Annotated in this window: 18 protein-coding genes and 1 CRISPR repeat array; of the genes, 9 read left to right on the forward strand and 9 right to left on the reverse strand. The window is 52.6% G+C overall.

All coding sequences use genetic code 11. The features are described from left to right. Positions 1–100: 100 nt before the first annotated feature. Positions 101–1,102 (reverse strand): porin, encoded by a 1,002-nt coding sequence (locus M0220_RS06455; protein WP_264018983.1) that lies wholly within the window; start codon positions 1,100–1,102, stop codon positions 101–103. Between the two features lie 435 nt (positions 1,103–1,537). Between M0220_RS06455 and M0220_RS06460 the strand changes: the two genes are divergently transcribed. From M0220_RS06460 to M0220_RS06485, 6 genes are all read left to right on the forward strand, one after another. Then, a complete protein-coding gene (locus tag M0220_RS06460) occupies positions 1,538–2,725 on the forward strand; it encodes a glycosyltransferase family 4 protein (protein ID WP_264018984.1) in 1,188 nt (395 codons plus the stop codon). Continuing rightward, positions 2,688–3,227: a phosphatase PAP2 family protein gene (locus M0220_RS06465; protein ID WP_030074168.1), complete on the forward strand. Its 540-nt coding sequence runs from the start codon at positions 2,688–2,690 to the stop codon at positions 3,225–3,227. Before M0220_RS06460 ends, M0220_RS06465 begins: the two co-directional genes overlap by 38 nt. 913 nt (positions 3,228–4,140) lie before the next feature. Next, positions 4,141–4,275 (forward strand): entericidin A/B family lipoprotein, encoded by a 135-nt coding sequence (locus M0220_RS06470; protein ID WP_264018985.1) that lies wholly within the window; start codon positions 4,141–4,143, stop codon positions 4,273–4,275. A gap of 18 nt (positions 4,276–4,293) precedes the next feature. Next, the gene (locus M0220_RS06475) at positions 4,294–4,821 is read left to right on the forward strand and encodes a YqiA/YcfP family alpha/beta fold hydrolase (RefSeq protein WP_264019198.1); all 528 of its coding nucleotides are present in this window, start codon (positions 4,294–4,296) and stop codon (positions 4,819–4,821) included. A gap of 76 nt (positions 4,822–4,897) precedes the next feature. Next, on the forward strand, positions 4,898–5,074 hold the full coding sequence (locus M0220_RS06480; RefSeq protein WP_156963082.1) for a DUF6435 family protein: 177 nt from the start codon (positions 4,898–4,900) through the stop codon (positions 5,072–5,074). Positions 5,075–5,086: 12 nt separating this feature from the next. Next, on the forward strand, positions 5,087–5,932 hold the full coding sequence (locus M0220_RS06485; protein WP_264018986.1) for a ChaN family lipoprotein: 846 nt from the start codon (positions 5,087–5,089) through the stop codon (positions 5,930–5,932). Between the two features lie 49 nt (positions 5,933–5,981). On the opposite strand, the gene glnG is transcribed toward M0220_RS06485, so the two are convergent. The 4 genes from glnG to glnA all read right to left on the reverse strand — a co-directional run bounded on the left by glnG (position 5,982) and on the right by glnA (position 10,697). Further along, positions 5,982–7,412: a nitrogen regulation protein NR(I) gene (glnG, locus tag M0220_RS06490; protein WP_030074172.1), complete on the reverse strand. Its 1,431-nt coding sequence runs from the start codon at positions 7,410–7,412 to the stop codon at positions 5,982–5,984. After that, the gene (glnL, locus tag M0220_RS06495; RefSeq protein WP_030074173.1) at positions 7,409–8,467 is read right to left on the reverse strand and encodes a nitrogen regulation protein NR(II); all 1,059 of its coding nucleotides are present in this window, start codon (positions 8,465–8,467) and stop codon (positions 7,409–7,411) included. The genes glnG and glnL overlap by 4 nt, the downstream gene beginning before the upstream one ends. A 192-nt stretch (positions 8,468–8,659) precedes the next feature. Further along, a complete protein-coding gene (locus M0220_RS06500; RefSeq protein ID WP_264018987.1) occupies positions 8,660–9,193 on the reverse strand; it encodes a DUF4124 domain-containing protein in 534 nt (177 codons plus the stop codon). A gap of 97 nt (positions 9,194–9,290) precedes the next feature. Continuing rightward, positions 9,291–10,697: a glutamate--ammonia ligase gene (gene glnA, locus M0220_RS06505; protein ID WP_030074175.1), complete on the reverse strand. Its 1,407-nt coding sequence runs from the start codon at positions 10,695–10,697 to the stop codon at positions 9,291–9,293. A gap of 472 nt (positions 10,698–11,169) precedes the next feature. Here glnA and M0220_RS06510 point away from each other — a divergent pair, with 472 nt between their 5' ends. Then, positions 11,170–11,793, forward strand: a complete 624-nt coding sequence (locus M0220_RS06510) for a glycosyltransferase family A protein (RefSeq protein WP_264018988.1) — start codon at positions 11,170–11,172, stop codon at positions 11,791–11,793. Positions 11,794–11,818: 25 nt separating this feature from the next. Here the strand turns inward: M0220_RS06510 and M0220_RS06515 are convergent, their stop codons facing one another. Then, positions 11,819–12,844: an acyltransferase family protein gene (locus M0220_RS06515; RefSeq protein WP_264018989.1), complete on the reverse strand. Its 1,026-nt coding sequence runs from the start codon at positions 12,842–12,844 to the stop codon at positions 11,819–11,821. A 173-nt stretch (positions 12,845–13,017) separates the two neighbouring features. Here M0220_RS06515 and M0220_RS06520 point away from each other — a divergent pair, with 173 nt between their 5' ends. After that, entirely contained in the window at positions 13,018–13,953 is a 936-nt protein-coding gene (locus M0220_RS06520) for an alpha/beta hydrolase (RefSeq protein WP_404813849.1), read from the forward strand. Here the strand turns inward: M0220_RS06520 and M0220_RS06525 are convergent. Beyond that, positions 13,926–15,548, reverse strand: coding sequence for a sensor domain-containing diguanylate cyclase (locus tag M0220_RS06525; RefSeq protein WP_264018990.1), 1,623 nt, complete (start codon positions 15,546–15,548; stop codon positions 13,926–13,928). The genes M0220_RS06520 and M0220_RS06525 overlap by 28 nt on opposite strands. Before the next feature lie 141 nt (positions 15,549–15,689). Here M0220_RS06525 and M0220_RS06530 point away from each other — a divergent pair, with 141 nt between their 5' ends. Further along, positions 15,690–16,004: a hypothetical protein gene (locus M0220_RS06530; RefSeq protein ID WP_030074180.1), complete on the forward strand. Its 315-nt coding sequence runs from the start codon at positions 15,690–15,692 to the stop codon at positions 16,002–16,004. Positions 16,005–16,551: 547 nt separating this feature from the next. Beyond that, a CRISPR array of direct repeats spans positions 16,552–19,571; the repeat unit is 29 nt; unit sequence CGGTTCATCCCCGCGGGTGCGGGGATCGG. A gap of 110 nt (positions 19,572–19,681) precedes the next feature. On the opposite strand, the gene cas2e is transcribed toward M0220_RS06530, so the two are convergent. Next, positions 19,682–19,975, reverse strand: coding sequence for a type I-E CRISPR-associated endoribonuclease Cas2e (cas2e, locus tag M0220_RS06535; RefSeq protein ID WP_030074181.1), 294 nt, complete (start codon positions 19,973–19,975; stop codon positions 19,682–19,684). Then, positions 19,976–20,896, reverse strand: a complete 921-nt coding sequence (gene cas1e, locus M0220_RS06540; RefSeq protein WP_030074182.1) for a type I-E CRISPR-associated endonuclease Cas1e — start codon at positions 20,894–20,896, stop codon at positions 19,976–19,978. Positions 20,897–20,901: the final 5 nt, after the last annotated feature.

Raw genomic sequence — 20,901 nt, forward strand, 5'->3', positions numbered from 1 at the left:
ATATAATAAATATTGTAACGCAAAAAGCCGATGCACTTTTAGTGCATCGGCAAAACGATCTTTATAAATTAATTACATGCTAAGGAATCTATCGAATCATTTAAAAATGATAACGTGCACCGATTGCGTAATACAGGTCGTCTTCGAAGTCATTAACAGCATCTTTATTCGCGTCATTCAATTCGACAAACACATCAAGATTGTTAGAAATATCATAATGCGCCGCAGCGGCCCAAGCGTCACGATCATCATCAGTATTATCTGGGTCAATATTGTAATAATCGAGATAGAAGGTCCAAGCGCCAGTGGCAAAAGTACCGCCCAGACCTACGGTGTCAAAACCACCTCCTCGCGTATCGCTATCACCACGGGTTTCATACCCTAAGCGCGCAGAAAAAGCGTCATTTATATCGTACGTGGCTGTAGTACCAAAACGCGTTTCACCGTTGCCACCGCCACGAACGGTGTCTTCTACGTAACCAAGCGCTAAGCGAACAGGGCCAGTCGCGTAAACGATGCCACCCTGTGTAGCGATCACACTGCCTTCGCTAGACTGCTGTGCTTCAGTAAGCCCACGCTCAGAAAAGTGTTTCGCTGAGAAAACCGCCTGAAAACCATTGATTTCAGGTGTTTTATAGCCAATCGAGTCACCACGTGCCTGTAGGCCACCACCGGCGAATTCATAACCGCGCTCGATGTAAACATCGAACGGTGTCATGACGTAGTTATCGTAGTAACTATTATAGTTACCGGCCATAAACGTACCGTACTGCTTACTTTCGAGGCCAAGGTAGCTATTACGTACTTCATCAAAGCCTGGACGACTGCGCTCATCCCCGGTAAAGCGCCATTCTACTCGAGCAAACGCACGCAGATCCGCGTTGATTTGATGGCCTGCCGTAAAGCGCAAACGAGAACCGAAATTACGGAACTCTTCACCGTTATCAACGCCATCTTTTTCACCGCCGCCTTCAAACCCCATGGCGATGCGGCCATAGATGTCTAGCTTTGTACCATCTTGGTCATACACTACTGCCGCTTGGGCTGCAGAAGCACCTAATAAACCACTGACCGCCAGAGCAAGTGCCGTTTTTTTAAACATGATTGATCCCATAAAGTCGTTAGCGCTTTTTATAAGCACTTATATTTTCAGTAGATCTAGTTTCAGTAGATTTTAAATGACAAGATGTATTCGTTTTTTCTGATCATAACCCCTTCAGAAAAACAAGAATCTTATTACCAATGTATTTTTATTTAACCTTTAACTGCGCATTGCGAAGGCACTGTTTAGGATATGCTTACCTTGTCATCGATCACTTTAAAGGCTCTATGTGTCATTCTTCTTAAAGTTTTATTTTTTAGTTATTTTTCTGAAAGCTAAGAATAAGTAGCCAGACCAACATACTGACCTGCTAAAACACTTGGCATCCCCCTTGTCATCCCCCCTTGTCATCCCTTGTTCACTAGGCTGTCTTGGCAGTGTCACTGTCGCTGCGCATAGTGGCTACAACGTGATAGATAAAGGGATGAATCGCTCATGCGGCTCTGTATCGTTAGCGAAACCTGGTCACCAGAAATCAACGGTGTCGCGCATACCCTGAATAGGCTATGTCGTGAGCTCACCCGGTTGGGGGTAACCGTGGATGTTATTCGTCCCATCCCTAAGGTGCCTGGTATCGCCAGCAAGGTTACTCAAGGGTTAGCTCAAGAGCCGTCTCAAGAACTTCAGGTACGGCGCTTCGCGTTACCCGGTTATAACGACGTGCAGATTGGGCTTGCCAGTCCCGCCAAATTACGCCGCTTTTGGCAGCAGCAACGGCCTGATTCAATTTACTTGGCGACCCAAGGCCCGTTAGGCTGGGTCGCTCGCCAGGCGGCACACCAATTAAATATTCCACTGGTGGCTGGTTGGCATACTAACTTTGACCACTACTGCCATGATTATGGAGTCCCCTGGCTAGCTGCCGCCACACGGCGCTATTTACGCTACTTTCATAACGGTTGCGACCTTACCCTAGTGCCTACTCAACAGCAGGTCGAAGCACTGCGCGGTCAGGGTATTCACGATGTACAGGTGCTCTCACGAGGTATCGATGGCGATAAATTTTCACCCGTCCACCGTGACGATGCTCTACGCAAGCAGTGGGGTGTTAGCGAACATCAACCGGTTGCCCTATACGTGGGTCGCTTAGCACCAGAAAAGAACCTGGCATTGCTACAAGAAACGCTGCAGGCCATGAGCGACGTGCGCCCCGATATGGCTCAGGTAATTGTTGGTGATGGCCCCGGCCGCGCTCAGTTACAAAACGCGTTGCCAGATGCCCACTTCACCGGCTTTATCAATAAACAAGCACTAGCACGTCACTATGCCAGTGCCGATATGTTTATTTTCCCTTCTCAATCGGAAACCTGGGGGAATGTGGTAACCGAAGCCATGGCCAGCGGATTGGCAGTCGTGGCTTATCACCATGCTGCCAGCGCTGAGCTAATTCAAAGTGGGCATAACGGCATCACCGTTCCAACTGACGAGCCGCTTGCCTTTCAGCAGGCTGCCGTCGCGTTATGCCAGCACCCTGCAGACTACGCTCGCCTTGGAAGAATCGCCCGCCTACGCGCGTTAGAGCAAAGCTGGTCGGGAATCGCAGAGCAGTTTTTACGCTACTTACAAAACGCCCAGGAGACCCACCATGCGTCCGCGTCCGCTTGTCGTATTCGATCGTCTTGATGTACTGGAATGGCAGCTTTGCCAGCGAGTAACACACTTAACGCTTTATCGCCCCTGGCGGCTAACGCTGCAAACGGCCAGTAAACTAGGAGACTGGCCTGTCTGGGTGCTATTAATCGCCGCACAGCCCTGGTTACAACCTAACGGCGCTTGGCGCATCATGCAGTACAGCGCCATCGCACTATTCGCAGTCGCTATTTATAAATTGGTAAAAACGCGGATGTGTCGTGAACGTCCGTTCATCACCTACTTAGGCGGCGTCCACTGTGGCGAGCCTGCTCGGGATAAATACAGTTTCCCCAGCGGTCATACTATGCATGCGGTAATGTTTAGCGTGCTAGTGGCCGCCCATACCCCCTGGCTGCTTCCCATTGTGATTCCGCTTAGTTTACTGATCGCTGTTTCACGGGTAGGGCTTGGGTTGCACTATGTCAGCGATGTCATTGCTGGCGCTGCCATGGGCTACGGCTTCGCGCTGCTCAGCCTTTATTGGATGGGATAAAAAAACCACCAACGCGAGCGAAGGTGGTTTTTGACATTATTGTCTAATTATCGTTGTTTCTTCTTCACTTACATATCGGGAGGCAAATCGTCACGATCCTCTAATGTGGTCATAAAGGATGTTTTAAACATCATATAAAGGCCGACCCCCGAAAACCCTAGAAACAGCACAAACATGCATAACATCAATACCATCGCCATAGCGCTTGTCCCTGGAAGTTTGCGGCTGCTGCGTTGACGTTTTCTAACCGCTGAATTTTGGTTTAAACATGAGGATAGACCAAAATGTCCTGCCTATTGGGTACAAAAGCTACTCAAAAAAATAGACAACACCTAATATTCAATAAAATCAAAATGTTAACAACCTTTAATTAACGCAAAAAAACCACCTCGCTTTCACGAGATGGTCGTTTTGCATCATTACCACTCCCTGGCGGTGATGATCAGCGTTTCCTTACACTGATAAGGGTGAGCAGGCTGACTGTCCTTTCATGTCCTTTCACTGATATGGCTCCATGCCTTCCTTAGTTACCTATCAGCCTGCTCACGCTGTTTACTGATTGCGACTAGACTTGAGCTTAAGTAGTAATAACAAATAGCAATAACGATAGCTTAGTTTTTAAATTTAAGGTTACTTATAAGTTGTCTACTCATAACTTTGCAGATAATAGGCCAAAAATCATAAATATGAAAAAGTTACTTTATTAACAATTGTTTATAGGGAAACAAGCCATGCCAGTCACGGTTCGATATGTCGCAATTTTATGGCTAAAACTGACACATGCGACAAAATCGCATTGTCAGTTGACACAATCCATAGGGAAACCTGTGGCACCAATAGCGCTCAGCGATTATTTTAAATAACAGCGTACAGCACTGCTTATTGCACGCCCCACCTGCTGAGGAATCATTTGATGAAACGTACACTGGCTACCCTTTTATTAATAATAGTGACTCTAGTGAGCATCAGTGGCTGTAATACCATTCGCGGTGCAGGCGAAGACATTGAGCGCGGCGGCGAGGCTATTCAGCGCTCTGCAAGTAGTTAAGGGTTGCAACTGATGACAATGATGACCGTCTATCTATCACATGGTTTGGAAAGCGGGCCTAACGCCCTGAAAGTACAAGCTTTAAAAAGAGTCGCTGAACAGCGCCATGACTGTGAAGCCGTGGTCATAGACTACCGCGGCATAGCAGCGCCTCAGGAGCGCTTACAATATTTGCTCAATGTGATCGCCGATCGAAACGATTCGTTAGCTAACTGCGTGATGGCAGGCTCCAGTCTTGGCGGATGGTTAAGTGCAGCAGTAAGTGCTCACGAACCCGTGCTGGGCTGCTTTTTGCTAGCCCCGGCACTTGGCCTGCCAAACTACCCACAAACCTCACTCACATTGCAGGCAGCCCACACGCATATTATTCATGGATGGAGAGATGACGTCGTGCCACCTGGCCCTGTTATTGAACATGCCCAAAGTCAACGCCTGTCGTTACGCCTGCTTGATGATGACCATCGCCTTCATAACAGCCTGGAAACGATACTTACCGATTTCGAGCATTTCCTAGCCCAGTGTGCTTCACCTCTGCCCTCTCACTAACAACGCGTTACAACAAATAGTCGACATGAGCCAAATAAAACTATACAAATGATGTACACACATAAGGAGAGTGCTCATGTTTGGTTTATTTAAGCGCGACCCCAAGAAAAAGCTACAGCAAGATTACGAACGCAAGCTACAAGCAGCCATGGAAGCTTCACGCAATGGTGACATGCGAGCTAACGCCACACTAACGGAAGAAGCAGAAGCAATTTTAGCTGAGATTAATCGCCTAAAAGCAGAAGAACGCTAGGATAAATCGCCCATGCGCCATCGTGTCATTGCTGCCGTCGCTTTTAGCTGGTTGCCTTTGTCTGCACACGCCAGCTGCCCATCGCCTGGCCAATGGTGGCAATCGCAAAACAGCGTTGCCAACAGTGCTATTTTAACCCAGGCATCACAGCATCAGGTGGTGCTTCTAGGCGAGCAGCATGACGCAGCTGACCACCACCGTTGGCAGCTGCACACCCTGGCGGGGCTTCATGGATTGCGTGATGATATGGTCATTGGGTTAGAAATGTTGCCCAGAGGAGTGCAAGATGTTCTTGATGATTGGGTGGCCGGTTTATTGACCGAAGAAGAACTGCTAGCACAGTCCCACTGGGAAGAAACCTGGAGGTTTGATGCCAATCTTTATCTCCCTATATTTCATTTTGCCCGCCTTCACAACATCCCTCTGATTGCGCTAAACATTACCCCTGAGCTCCGCCAGCGCTTGTCTAGTGAGGGGTTCACTAATGTGCCTGCCGAACAGCGCCACTATATTCCTGCACCGTTGCCCCCCAGCGATCGCTATGAAAAGCGTTTAAAGGAGGTATTTGATCAGCATGCCATGGGCGACGACCCCGCCATGCTAAATCGATTTGTACAGGCTCAGCTTAGCTGGGATGTCGCCATGGCCGAGGGGCTAGCGAATGCCGCCACAGAAGGCGCACTTGCCGTTGGCTTAATGGGCCTAGGCCATGTCATTTACCACGATGGTGTGCCACACCAGCTCACTGGGTTAGGGGTAGACCACACGTTTAGCTTACTGCCCTGGTCAACAGAGGCCTGTGAGCCACCCAACCCTGAATTAGCAGATGCGGTTTTTGTACTGCCAACGGCGGAGTAACCGCTGGCAGATTGGTTGCTAACAGGGTGTTTGCTAGAAAAATGGTCGGTTAGGCATCATCTGCCAGCGCAGGCAGTAGCGTTTTTAGCTTACGGGTAAGGGTATTACGCCCCCAACCAAGCAATTCAGCGGCTTCCCCTTTGCGGCCACCGGTATGCTTCAGCGCCGTTTCAATTAGAATACGTTCAAAATCCGGCACGGCTTCTTCCAATAAGTGGGTGTGACCTTCCGCAAGCGCATGATCCGCCCAATCCCTAAACGCGGAACGCCAATCGCCATGCGCGCTGCTGTCAGAGGCAGTGACAGAGCGCAACTCGGGAGGCAGGTCCTCCACCAGAATCTCACGACCAGACGCCATTACCGTCAACCAGCGGCAAATATTTTCTAACTGGCGTACATTGCCCGGCCAAGGAAGGCGGGTAAGGTGCGTTTCAGCATCGGGGGTGAGCACCTTAATGTCTGTCGATAACTCTTTGGCTGCTTCTGCCAAAAAATGACGTGTTAAGCGTGGGATATCTTCGCGGCGCTCGGCAAGGCGTGGCAAATGCACACGAATCACGTTTAAACGGTGGAACAAGTCTTCCCGAAACCGGCCGTCGTCAACTAACGACTCCAGGTTCTGGTGAGTCGCGGCAATAATACGCACATCGACCTTAACGGGGGTGTGTCCGCCCACGCGATAAAATTCACCGTCGGCTAACACGCGCAGCAAACGCGTTTGGGTCTCAGCGGGCATGTCACCAATTTCATCCAGAAACAGCGTCCCACCGTTAGCCTGTTCAAAGCGACCTTGGCGCTGCTGCGCCGCCCCGGTAAACGCCCCCTTCTCATGGCCAAACAGCTCAGACTCAATCAGATCACGGGGGATCGCTGCCATATTTAGCGCGATAAACGGCTTACCTGCCCGGGGGCTATGCTGGTGCAACGCCTGCGCCACCCGCTCTTTACCGGTGCCAGACTCGCCGTTAATTAATACCGTGATGTGGGAATGAGAAAGCCTTCCGATCGCGCGAAACACTTCCTGCATGGCCGGCGCTTCACCAATAATCTCAGCACTCAACCCTTCCGGCACGCTGACTGGGCGCTGACGCTCTCTGGCATGAGCTACCGCACGGCGTACCAGGGCCAGCGCTTCGTCCACATCAAAGGGTTTAGGCAAGTATTCAAATGCTCCCCCTTGATAAGACGCCACGGCGCTGTCGAGATCTGAATGCGCAGTCATCACAATGACAGGCAGATCTGGATGGGCATCACGTACCCGAGACATCAAATCAAGCCCATCAATGCCAGGCATGCGAATGTCCGTGACGAGCACATCGGGGGGATTTTCTAACAACCGCTCCAGCGCGGTATCGGCACGTTCAATACATTCAACGTCCAGGTCTGGCTGCGCTAAAGCCCGCTCTAATACCCAACGGATGGCGCGGTCATCATCGACAATAACCACTCGTGCAACATCGGTTTGTGTCGCCTCAGTCATGACGCTTCTCCGGTGCAATTAATAACCAATGGAATCAGTAAACGAAATTCGGTATGTCCAGGGCGTGAGTCGCATTCGATCAATCCTTGATGTTGGTGCAAAATCGACTGAGCAATCGATAGCCCCAGGCCGCTACCTTCAGCGCGCCCAGAAACCATGGGATAGAAAAGCGTTTCACGTAACGTTTCAGGTATGCCAGGGCCGTTATCAATCACCCCTACTTCACTGACTAAACGATGACGTTCGGCACCCAACGTAAATTGGCGGCGCGCGCGGGTGCGAAGCGTAAGTTCCGGCGAGGGAGTCCCTGCATCGCTCATGGCCTGCACGGCATTGCGCGCCACATTTAATAAGGCTTGGATCATTTGAGATTCATCGCCGGAAAGGTCCGGCAAACTCGGGTCATAATCACGTCGAATCTCAACATGCGGATGCTCGGCAATCAGCAGTGCCCGCACCCGCTCTAACACCTTATGAATATTGACCGGCTCATGTTTGACGATGCGATTGGGACCCAACATGGAATCGACCAAATCTCTCAGGCGGTCGACCTCTTCAACAATAATATGGGTAAATTCGCGCAGCGCCGGGTCGTCCAGGTCACGTTCTAACAACTGAGCAGCACCGCGAATCCCGCCTAGCGGATTTTTAACTTCATGGGCCAAACCTCGAGCCAGCACTTTGATAGTCTCTTGCCGAGTGGTCAGCGCTTCTTCGCGGGAGATCTGCATCAGCCGGTCCCGTGGTTCTACCTCTAACAGCAGCTCATCGGCTGAAAGCGGTGTCACCGTGTAGTCCACCGTTAAAGGCTCGCTGTTCAGCGGCGTAATGCGTGCTTCTCGCTGGGTATAGGGATGAAAGGCATCCCGCGCCTTGGCGAGGACATCGTCAATACTCTCATCGCCCCCTAGCAGCGTATCTAAACTAATGCCCTGGACACGGCTAAAACTCACCGCTAACAACGCTTCTGCAGCTGGGTTCATCCAGCGAACGCGGAGTTCACCGTCTAGCAGCAAGACTGCGGTGGTGAGATGTTCAAGTAAGCGCTGGTACATGGCGTATCCTGAAGCGTCGCTGTAAAAAATAGTGTTATCGAGCGTATGAAAGAGAAACTGCAAAAAGCGCGCCAATTAAGCACAAATGGCCATTTGCACGGCTAATGAGCAAGGGGCAGTGGCGTAGCGAGTCGTTATAGCGCAAACCCTACGATAATCGCACCACTCAACGCACCATTATAGTGCGCATAGTTAATCAACAATAAAAATACTCACCGGATCAGTGCGGTGCTGAACGCGCCCATCACTGTCTAGCAACTCTGCCTGTAGCTGATGTTGGCCAGCGGCTAAACCAGCAAGCCAGAAAGCATCACTGTGCAGTGCCGACTGACTTATCTCACCGTTCACCAGCAGTTGAATTCGATGATCTTCGCGAAGCGGTGGAACAACATCCACAACTACCGCGGTATGGTCGTTCTGAAGCGACGCCTCTGCCTGGGGTAGCTCAATCGCAAAACGGTCATAGGGCATAAACGGCTGACCAGGATATCCCTGTCGACGGGATGAAGTCGCAACGGGAGGCAGGGACGTGGAAACACCAGGCAAAGGCGCCAGCGTTAGCACTTCGCCACCGCGTTCAGGGTTATCGGTAAAGGTCACTTTGCCTTGTTCATCCACCACGCGGTACACCGTTTGTGACTGCGCAGCGCTTACCCACAAGCACAGCAGTAGCGTAGCCCCTGTGGATAAACACATTTTATGTTGCAAACGTAAATTCCTCGTCATTACTGGCACACCTTCTCAGTTTGCTACCATAAAAAAACCCCGCCGAGGCGGGGTTTTCAGGCTAATCACACCGCAAAGGTGATGTTAGCAGCCGTTATTAGCAGCTGTAGTACATATCAAACTCGATGGGGTGAGTGGTCATGCGAATGCGCTCCACTTCTTCCATTTTGAGTTCAATGTAAGCATCAATCATCTCGTCGGTGAACACGCCACCTTCGGTCAAGAACGCGCGGTCTGCATCGAGTGCTTCCAGCGCTTGGTCTAGGCTGTTGGCAACGGTTGGTACAGACTTGCCTTCTTCCGGCGGCAGGTCATACAAGTTTTTATCCATGGCATCGCCAGGATGAATCTTGTTTTTAATACCGTCGATACCTGCCATCAACAAGGCAGAGAACGCTAGGTAAGGGTTAGCCGTCGGATCAGGGAAACGAGTCTCTACACGCTTACCTTTCGGGCTAGCAGTGTAAGGAATACGAATAGAAGCGGAACGGTTACGAGCACTGTAGGCCAGCATAACCGGTGCTTCGAAACCTGGTACCAAACGCTTGTACGAGTTAGTCGATGCGTTGGTGAAAGCGTTTAGTGCACGGGCGTGCTTGATAACGCCACCAATGTAGTAAAGCGCCATTTCAGAAAGACCCGCGTATTCGTCACCCGCGAACTGGTTTTGACCATCTTTCCAGAACGACTGGTGTACGTGCATACCAGAGCCGTTATCGCCAACAAGTGGCTTCGGCATAAACGTAGCGGTCTTACCGTAAGCGTGGGCCACGTTGTGGATCACGTACTTCATTTCCTGAACTTCGTCAGCCTTCTTCACCAACGTGTTGAATTTAACACCGATTTCGTTCTGACCTGCGTTAGCAACTTCGTGGTGATGAACTTCTACGGTCTGGCCAATCGCTTCCAGGGTGTTACACATCGCACCACGAATATCGTGGAAACTGTCGACCGGGGGAACCGGGAAGTAGCCGCCTTTAACCCGCGGACGGTGACCCAAGTTGCCGCCTTCCACTTGGTTACTGGTCGCCCAGGCACCTTCGTCGGACGTAATTTTGTACATGGAACCCTGAATGTCAGACTTCCAATGTACTTCGTCAAAAATGAAGAACTCAGGCTCTGGGCCAAAGAAGGCGGTATCGCCCAGACCGGTGGACTGCAGGTAGGCTTCTGCGCGCTTGGCAATAGAACGCGGGTCGCGATCATAACCCTGCATAGTGGCAGGCTCGATAATATCGCAACGCAAAATTAGGGTAGCGTCTTCAGTGAAGGGGTCAAGGAAAGCGGTACCATCTTCTGGACGAAGAATCATGTCGGATTCGTTAATGCCTTTCCAGCCTTCAATAGAAGAACCGTCAAACATTTGACCGTTTTCAAAAAACTCTTCGTTCACGTCCCGTGCCGGAACGGTGACGTGCTGCTCTTTACCGCGCGTGTCGGTGAAACGCAGGTCTACCCATTTAACATCATGTTCTTCGATTAGCGCGAGAGTCTTGGCTGACATAGTGTCCTCCGGTATGAACGTGGCTTAAAGCTTGTGACAGTAAGCTACCGATAAAAGAGTTATTCAACAATCCGGCTATCGTTGTAGCACGCCGCGAGGCATCTGCCTACGACCCGCTAGCCGCTAGCAAATATAAAGCACAGAGCATGCCAACCTTGCACCAATATGGCATAAAAAAATGGCAAATCATTGTTTAATAAGTACTAAAATATTAAATTTAATGCTTCTTAATGTAGCATACCTTCTTTCTTTTTATCCTCACCAGCTCAAAATAACGCCATAGCTTGTAAAAACGCACCAATAAAGCCCAATAAAAAACCAGAAGCACCAAAATGGAGCGCCAACCAACTAGTTAATTCCTAACTGGGTATAGAAAACTTAGGCTTGCTAATAAAACAAACCAACACCTACAATAAATTACAAAAATAACCATTTGGTTACAAAAAGCGGCGTAAAGCAGGAAACCATCGACATGAGCACGGTCTGTTTTATTCTAGATGCGTTAGTCACAAGTGCCCTTCTACCGCGTCACTTGCGAGCTATTCGCCAAACAGGCTTAGCAGACCACCTGCTACCCATCATCGTAACAAGTTCCACCAATGATCCACGCATATCCTGTATTGAACAGCGCTACCGCGTCCACTTCCTTATTTCGCCATCCCAGTCATTAGGCGCCAGAATCAATCAAGCTGCCTCTCTCAGCCAAGCTGACTGGTTGCTAATTGCCATGCACCAACAAGCACTAGAGGCCAATCTGTGGTGCTTACTTTATCCGCAACTGGATACCTGCCTGCTGGATGCTGTTTTGATCGATTACCAACCACCGAGTATCTCCGAACGGTTACTACAACGCTTCTTAGGAGCAGGTATCGCTACTCCGCCTTACCTAGCCATCAGGCGTGCTTGGTTGGAACGTCTAGGAGGACTAGACCCTGAATTAGAAGAACCGGCGCTGGCCGATTTACTGCAACGCCTTTACGCCTGCCCCACACGTTTACAAACGTTCAGCTTAGAGGCTTCACGACTCGATCACGATCCATCGTTAATGGCCGCTAATCCTTACCGATTACCACCCACTTCGCCAACAGACACATAACCACCTTAATGCATAAGCGGTTGCATTAAACATTCAAACGTTTGCCAAATAACATAGCGCCTGTAGTGGTGGTATTAGCAATAGTGTTCAACACAATAGAGCCAAGCACACCGACTACTATCAACAGTGCGGCATAGGCCATAAGCGGTAAGGTGAAAGGCCCCACGACGGCATCGGTTAATGCAAAAAACATCGGGTGGGCCAGGTAAATACCAAACGAATATACATTGATATAGCGCACCCAAGCTGGTGCTTTACGACCTTTTAAGAAAGCCATTAACCAAAGGGTAAACAGTACAAAGAAAGGGATTACCCACACCTCTTTTGAAGAAAAGGCTAACCCTCCATTAAACGTGAGGGCCACGATCAACGCTACAAATCCAAGTAACCAATAGGGCTTTGATAACGATTTCATCCATTTAGGGCGCACACACTGATCTGCTTGAGGAGCCAACGGATAATAGCGGACTAACACCAATGCCAGAAAAAATAGATAGACCCAACCCAACGGTGCGATCCATAGGAGATACCCAGGCGGCTCAATATCCAGCCAATACGCTAGCCCCCAATATCCCATGCTGGCTAAGCACCCGCCCCACAGCCACGGCACAGGATTAAAGCGCCATAATCGAAACTGGGTATAGCACCAATACGCCGCGTAAAACTGCATGGCAATAATCAAAAAATAGCCATGCCATCCCGCATAAATAAAATACTCTTTGGCATTGTTCAAAAAACCAACAGCGTTATTGCTATCCGCTAATCGTATCCACTCCGCTGTCGAATAAATAAAGCCGTATACCAAATAAGGCAACATGACATATTTAACGCGCTGAAGAAGAAAACCAGGTGGGACTTGCTTATCGTAACGAACAGCAAACACAAATACCGAAATAAACAAAAAGATGGGCGTGCCCAGCACAAGGGGAAGTCGCATCAAGTCGGTGACTATATTATCGACTCGCTGGTTCAGGTGATCCAACCAATGAAATAGAAATACCGCAACACACCCGTAAGCACGCAGCCAATAAATCTCCTCGATTTTTTGCATTAGCTTCCTCGCTAATTCCTCAACACCAGCCCATCCCCCAGGGTTCTCAGCACTAGACATTTAGCACTAGACATTCAGCACCACCCTATTGGCTGCTACCTTTAAATGAACTGAACAGCGACACACTCTGCGCTGTCGGACTACGGTAACGTTATAAAATTCCTGGAGGCTTTGTGTTCGGGACATTACTAGTAAGATACCTTTCCTCGTTAACAACACCTATTATTGGCTTACTCAGCTGGCTTATACTCAGCAGCCATGCCCTAGCAGGCGATGTTTCCCATCAGCACTTTTTCTCGCCCACGTTAGACCATAACTATCCCTATACCGTGTATTTACCTGATGACTATGACACGGATGCGACTACGCCTTACCCAGTCGTGTATTTGCTTCATGGCTCATTTGGAAACGAACGCGACTGGGTAACACGAGGCAACTCACCCCAAACAGCAGACCGATTAATCGCAGCAGGACACTTGCCACCGACCGTGTTTGTCATGCCTGGAAGCCGTAGTTGGTGGGTGGATGGATACAACGAGGCAGCGCGCAGCGCTTTCTTCAACGACTTACTGCCACATATTGAAAGCACTTATCATGTTGGTGGTGAACGCCACTTACGGGGCGTTGCAGGGTTATCTGCTGGTGGTTACGGCGCGCTTAATTTTGCCCTAGAGCGGCCCGAACTATTCGCAGCCGTTGCCGCATTAAGCCCCGCCAGCTATGCACCAGCGCCGCCGGCTAATTCATCGGCACGTCGCCATCCCGCGTTTCTAGATGAACAAGGACAATTTGACCACGAACGCTGGGAAGCGCTGAATTACACGGCTCACTTAGAAAATTACCGTCTTCAGGTCACACCGCGAACCACAGGAGAGCGCGATATATCGCCAGTGCCTCTTTATATCAGTGCAGGGCGCAGCGATGTTTACGATGCAGAGTTCCACGCCCGCCTATTACGCCAAACGATGGAACGCATTCAGCCGGATGACGTGCGACTTGATCTTTACCCGGGTGGCCACACATGGCGCGTATGGCGAGCTAGTTTACCTGCCGCTTTAAACTTTATGTTTCAACATATTGGTCAACCAAGCGCTAACGCCGCTGAATAAAGTACTGCTTGATTACGCCCCTTGGCTTTGGCCATGTACATAGCCTCATCAGCACGATGAACCAAGGCGGCTTCTTCACTTGCGTGCAGAGGGTACATGGCCACCCCAATGCTTGCTGAAATACTCACCCGATGGCCTGCTAATAAAAATGGTTCGGCAAGTGAATTGCACAGCTGGTTAGCAACGCCTATCGCTTCGCTAGCCATTAGCGGCCCACTTAGCATCGCAACAAACTCATCACCCCCAATCCGCCCAACCACATCACCTTCACGCAGGCGATGCTTCATACGCTGGGCAACCTGCACTAATAACTGATCGCCAATCGCATGCCCCAGCCGATCATTTACCGGCTTAAAGTTATCCAAATCAATAAACAGCAGTGCCAACTGGCGACCTTTCTGTTCACACAACTGAAGCGACTCGGCCAAGTGTGCAAAAAACTGCGCCCGATTAGGTAATTGCGTTAAAGAATCCTGCTGCGCCAAACGCCGCACCTGCTCCTCCATTTCACGACGCGGGGTAATATCGTGCGAAATACCTAAGAAACTAGTGACATGCCCCTGCTCGTCCAGCACTGGCGCGCCGTTAGTGAAATGCCAGCGCCACTCACCACTGATATGCTGTACTCGATACTCAATGATGCCTTGCGGCTTAGCTGTCTGAAAAACCTTCGAGATATAGTGACGGCACGCCTCCAAATCCTCAGGATGCAGCACAAAGTTAATATTGCGCCCCAGCACCTCTTCCACGCGATGCCCCAAAATACGCGGCCAGTTAGGCGAGACGTACGTCAGCTCTCCCGCTGCATTTAAGGTATAAATAATATCGTTAGCCTGCTCCACCAACTGACGAAAACGCTGTTCGCTAGAGGTCAGTGCTGTTTCTAGGGATTTTCGTTGGGTAATATCATTAGCGTAGCCCGTCCATACCACACTGCCGTCTTGTTGACGGTGCGGCCTATCATTCGCCTCGACCCAAATGATCTGGCCGTTACGGTGAAACATCCTGAATTCGTGCTGCCATGGCCTTAACGTACGCGCGCTCTCTAACGAACTCGCTATCACCGACTCTTTATCATTTGGATGAATACTGTCCAGCAACGTTTGTGCATCCGCCAGCACCTCCATCACGCTTACCCCAAAAAACTCCTCTACACTTTCACTGACATAGCTATAGTGCCAGGCTCCTTCCAACGAATAATGAAGCTGATAGACAAACCCAGGAAGTTGCTTAAGAAACGCATCCAACGACTCACCAAACGGCAACGACGCCTGAAGCAACGCCCCGTGCACCGCACGGTAATCGCCCGACATGACCGGTGACAGCTGCAGTTGCCAACCACAAGACGACTCCCCCCAACTAACGTTGACATACTGTGGCACTTGCTGCGTATCGCACGCATTAATGGCAGCCATGACCTTCTCATACTCAAATGGAAAGCAGCGCCACAGCGCCGACTCACTCTCTTCTGACACCCAACCAGCAACACGCCGAAAGGCCGCATTGCCCTGCACATTGGACGAGCAATGCATTGAACGCTCAACGACAAACAACGGCGTCACCGACTGTTCAAATAGCGCATGATGATTCGTCATCAAAGCCCCTCCACAACCCCTTAAAAGGCCACGTTAAGTGTCCGCAACATCTCTGTCTATGCACAGTGGCCCTATTGCATCAACGCACACTACACTTAAACCTCACGCTACGTGATAACGCTCAGCAAAAGGACTCTGACAATGCATCAGCATATCGAATGGGATGAACCAGGCAGCGCAAGCGTCGCAGAATTTTTTAAAGATGACCCCGACCACAAACCACCTTACCCAGGGGCCATGCTCTCTGCCCGCTATCAAGGCCGCATTGTGCGCGTAAAAGTAGAGGTTTACCGTGAAGAAGATGCCGTCAGCATCGGCCACGTTGCCGCCATACTCGACCGCCAAGGGCATCACCATGACACCCACCACAAGCTCAAAGTAGGTGATATTGTCCGCCTGCCTGATGACAAACGTGCCATGGAACGCTGGGAAGACGACGAGGACGACAAAGCGTAACAAGCCACCCCAAGAAAATGCCTACCGTGCGCGGCCCCGCCGCCGCGCACATGCTTTTAATGAGAGTAATGCAGATTTCGAGTCGCGCGTGGTAAGCCCCAACGCACCCGCAACAAAAGCCCGACGCGAAAGCACGGCGCAGCGGTGCGATGGGCATACACTACAACGCTGCCAGGGCGACAGCGCACGGCCAATGGGCGGGCTGCCCGCAATGCGTGATTTTCTGAACTGCCTGTGCGGCTAACATTTCCTGCGTGCCATCCGACCCCGTCATTCCCGTACGCCTCCCAACCCCGTCATTCCCGTACGCCACCCGACCCCGTCATTCCCGCATGCTTTTAGCGGGAATCCATTTTGACCTTGGTATTCTTGCTACTGCAGAAAAGGTCACTCCTCCTACACGCGTAGGGAAGGAACACACAAGCCCCCGACAGCATCAACAGCACCAGAAGCATCTCCGCAGTGCGGGGATCTGCTGCCTGGGCGGCAGCGAACACGCCGGCGCTAAGCAACACCAACGCCACCGCTTCCCGTTCTGCCTGCGCTGCGGTTCATCCCCGCGGGTGCGGGGATCGGATCAAGCCTTCCTCGCTGGCTAGCAGGCCGGTCGGTTCATCCCCGCGGGTGCGGGGATCGGTTGCCCAGGAGCGGGCTTTTATTTGCTCAGCACGGTTCATCCCCGCGGGTGCGGGGATCGGCCACAGCACATCACGCAGGCTGTTACGCGCGGCGGTTCATCCCCGCGGGTGCGGGGATCGGATCAGCGCCTATTACGACAACCGTGATGGTAACGGTTCATCCCCGCGGGTGCGGGGATCGGATAACCCGCATTCATATCGCCCGACAACAACTCGGTTCATCCCCGCGGGTGCGGGGATCGGTCGGCTCGTGTCTTGCGGGACTTGCGCTTACCCGGTTCATCCCCGCGGGTGCGGGGATCGGAATCAATTGAGTTATCCGGAATTTCCGGAAACCGGTTCATCCCCGCGGGTGCGGGGATCGGGCCCGTACTCGCCCGCGATACCCCACTGTCCGCGGTTCATCCCCGCGGGTGCGGGGATCGGGCAATCGCCCGCAACGGCTAATCGCACGGCGTCGGTTCATCCCCGCGGGTGCGGGGATCGGTCGTATAGACGGTCGCTGTCTGCATCGGTCAGCGGTTCATCCCCGCGGGTGCGGGGATCGGAAATATTGCTTTTTTGCTTCATCGGCTTAACTCGGTTCATCCCCGCGGGTGCGGGGATCGGTTGGTTAAATGGAACGTGTCGCCAAGCTGTAGCGGTTCATCCCCGCGGGTGCGGGGATCGGCTTTCAGGATATTACAGGACTAGCGGCACTACCGGTTCATCCCCGCGGGTGCGGGGATCGGTTGCAAAGCGCTGCTGATACAATCGCAAACGACGGTTCATCCCCGCGGGTGCGGGGATCGGCTCGCCTGCTAGAGCAAAATAGGCCGCGCCATCGGTTCATCCCCGCAGGTGCGGGGATCGGACCACTTCCAAGACTCGCCCCCCATGGGGTTCCGGTTCATCCCCGCGGGTGCGGGGATCGGGTACTCAACCAAACGGCGGCGCATTTGCACATGCGGTTCATCCCCGCGGGTGCGGGGATCGGCAGTCCGTATCGGCTGCCCGCCGCGCGATATTCGGTTCATCCCCGCGGGTGCGGGGATCGGGTAGGCGTTCTATGAAAACATCATCTCCGTTGACGGTTCATCCCCGCGGGTGCGGGGATCGGCATGCCCGCATCAGCGGCGGCGGTTAATGCCTCGGTTCATCCCCGCGGGTGCGGGGATCGGAACGCTAACGCCGCCGCCGCCCGCCTTGTTGACGGTTCATCCCCGCGGGTGCGGGGATCGGTATTCAACCAAGCGCCGTCGCATTTGTACGTGCGGTTCATCCCCGCGGGTGCGGGGATCGGGGATTCGGAGTTTGAAGTTTGGGATATGCCAACGGTTCATCCCCGCGGGTGCGGGGATCGGTTCGCAGTTTCTAATTGCATCATCAAATAATTCGGTTCATCCCCGCGGGTGCGGGGATCGGTTCCAGAACGACCTCAGATACAGACTGGATGGCGGTTCATCCCCGCGGGTGCGGGGATCGGAGTCAAGATAAGCCCTCGCTTCGTAGTTCTGGCGGTTCATCCCCGCGGGTGCGGGGATCGGGTGCCGGAGTACACCGCAAAAAACTAAACGACCGGTTCATCCCCGCGGGTGCGGGGATCGGCAGCTCTTTGTCGGTCGCGATGCCATCCAGGCCGGTTCATCCCCGCGGGTGCGGGGATCGGGGCCAGAAGGCCGAAGAGATATGAGAGTTGATCGGTTCATCCCCGCGGGTGCGGGGATCGGTCACGGTCAAATCTGAATGGGTAGGCCTTGGCCGGTTCATCCCCGCGGGTGCGGGGATCGGGCCCAGCCCGTAGCAGCCGCCGCAGGGCATTTCGGTTCATCCCCGCGGGTGCGGGGATCGGATGGCTATGATTAGCGCTACCGCGCCATCGATCGGTTCATCCCCGCGGGTGCGGGGATCGGTCACGCTGAACCTCTTTACCATTGTTATCGGTCGGTTCATCCCCGCGGGTGCGGGGATCGGTTTTTCTGCTTTTTTTAATCCTGGTGGTGCTGCGGTTCATCCCCGCGGGTGCGGGGATCGGATCGAAGGCATGGCACTAGATATTCACCAAGACGGTTCATCCCCGCGGGTGCGGGGATCGGGAACTATTTATGACCACCCACACCATCCCCACCGGTTCATCCCCGCGGGTGCGGGGATCGGGCCTGGGTTTCATCCATGCCGTTACTAATCAGCGGTTCATCCCCGCGGGTGCGGGGATCGGGAATGCCCTGACCCTGTTCAATGGGCAGTCGCCGGTTCATCCCCGCGGGTGCGGGGATCGGTGCCACACTAACACCCACTTGGCTAGCCGCGTCGGTTCATCCCCGCGGGTGCGGGGATCGGTGTGATAGCTCTGCGCCAGTGTAATCGCTAAACGGTTCATCCCCGCGGGTGCGGGGATCGGAATCACAAACGGGGGCGGAGCTGTATGGGCGACGGTTCATCCCCGCGGGTGCGGGGATCGGGCTTTGCGTTTCAATCACAAACGCATACGCATCGGTTCATCCCCGCGGGTGCGGGGATCGGTCGATGATACGCACGACAGCCGCATCACGCGCCGGTTCATCCCCGCGGGTGCGGGGATCGGTTGTTGCTTGCGTCTGAGCTTACTATTGCCGCCGGTTCATCCCCGCGGGTGCGGGGATCGGAAGAGAAGCAAGAGCTGCTTGAGCTTATCCGGCGGTTCATCCCCGCGGGTGCGGGGATCGGGCGTCTAACGGTTGAATACGGGCGTTGGCGAGCGGTTCATCCCCGCGGGTGCGGGGATCGGATCAAACCACGCCGCCCCATCGCTCAAGCTGTCGGTTCATCCCCGCGGGTGCGGGGATCGGCGCTGTTGGTTTAGCTGCCATGTCTAAAGTCGCGGTTCATCCCCGCGGGTGCGGGGATCGGACCTTGTTCGCCTCGCTAATCGCAGCGTTAATCGGTTCATCCCCGCGGGTGCGGGGATCGGACTAGTTGTAGATAATTGATCTACAAAAAGAAAATAGCAGATAAAAAATTTACCGGCTATTTTGCTTACTTTTTAACCAGATCAAATTATTAAAGATCAAATAAAATCAGTTAGTTAACTTGTGGCGGTAAAAAGCGCACCAAACGTAACCCGTCATGGTCGACTGGTTCTCGGCGGTTTTCGCCATAAGTCTGAAACTCAAAGCCTGACTCATGGTTGCTGGCCCAGGCCATGGCAACATTGCCGTCTTCTGCCAAGGCTTCAATCTGCTCCCAGATCATTTCACGAATTCGCCTGCTAACGTCCCCAACGTAAACACCGGCTCTAATCTCCAAGAGCCATACCGCTAACCTGCCACGTAGACGTGGCGGCACAGCTTCTGTAATCACTACGAGCATCGCCATTTATCCGCTCCTATGCCCAGCATCACCAACTGAAGGTGGCTCTGGAATAGCAGGTGGCACTGAATCAGGTGCTGGCGGAGGTGGCTGAATATCGCCAGCGGCAAGCACATCTTCGATCATGGGGATTAAGCGCTGGAGTATGCGGGATTGCTTGAATGCATCTCGGCAAGCGATACGAACTTCCCTTTCTGGCATAGGCGGATTACGTGCCGCAACCCGAAAAGCCGCGGGCACCACCGTTTCAAACTTGACGATATCGGCAATATCGTAAACAAAACTCAACGGCTTGCCGGTATGAAGATACCCAATCGCTGGAGCGTAGCCTGCTGCCAAAATAGCCGCTTCGGTAATCCCGTATAAGCAGGCAGTTGCTGCTGATAGGCATTGGTTAGCGACATCGGAGGCGTCCCACTGTTTAGGATCGTAGCGGCGCCCGTTCCATTTAACGCCATATTGTTTGGCTAATAGTTGATAGGTTTTCCGAACTCTGGCGCCTTCCATACCGCGTAGTTGCTCGATGCTGCGACGAGAAGGTGGCTCTTCGCCAAAACGCAGTTCAAACATTTTACGTACCACTTTCAGACGCAACTTTTCATCCAGCGCCAGCTGCGCTTGGTACAACAATTTGTCTGATCGCGCACCGCCCGGCTGACCTGCGCTATAGAGCCTTACGCCAGCATCACCCACCCAAATCAGTAGCGTGCCCACCGCAGCGGCTAGCTTTATGGCGGCATGTGAAACCCGTGTGCCCGGCTCCAGTAGCAGGCACGCCACTGACCCGACCGGGATATGCATGCGCTCGCCGTTCACGTCGTCGACCACAACAAAGGCGCCGTCACGAACATCTATCTGCCCCATCCCGATAAAGATCATCGACATACGGTCTTTTTCGGGGATGGGCTTTAGCGGAATAAAGCCCATATTGG

The sequence above is a fragment of the Halomonas qinghailakensis genome (genome assembly GCF_025820815.1).
GTDB lineage: Bacteria > Pseudomonadota > Gammaproteobacteria > Pseudomonadales > Halomonadaceae > Vreelandella > Vreelandella qaidamensis.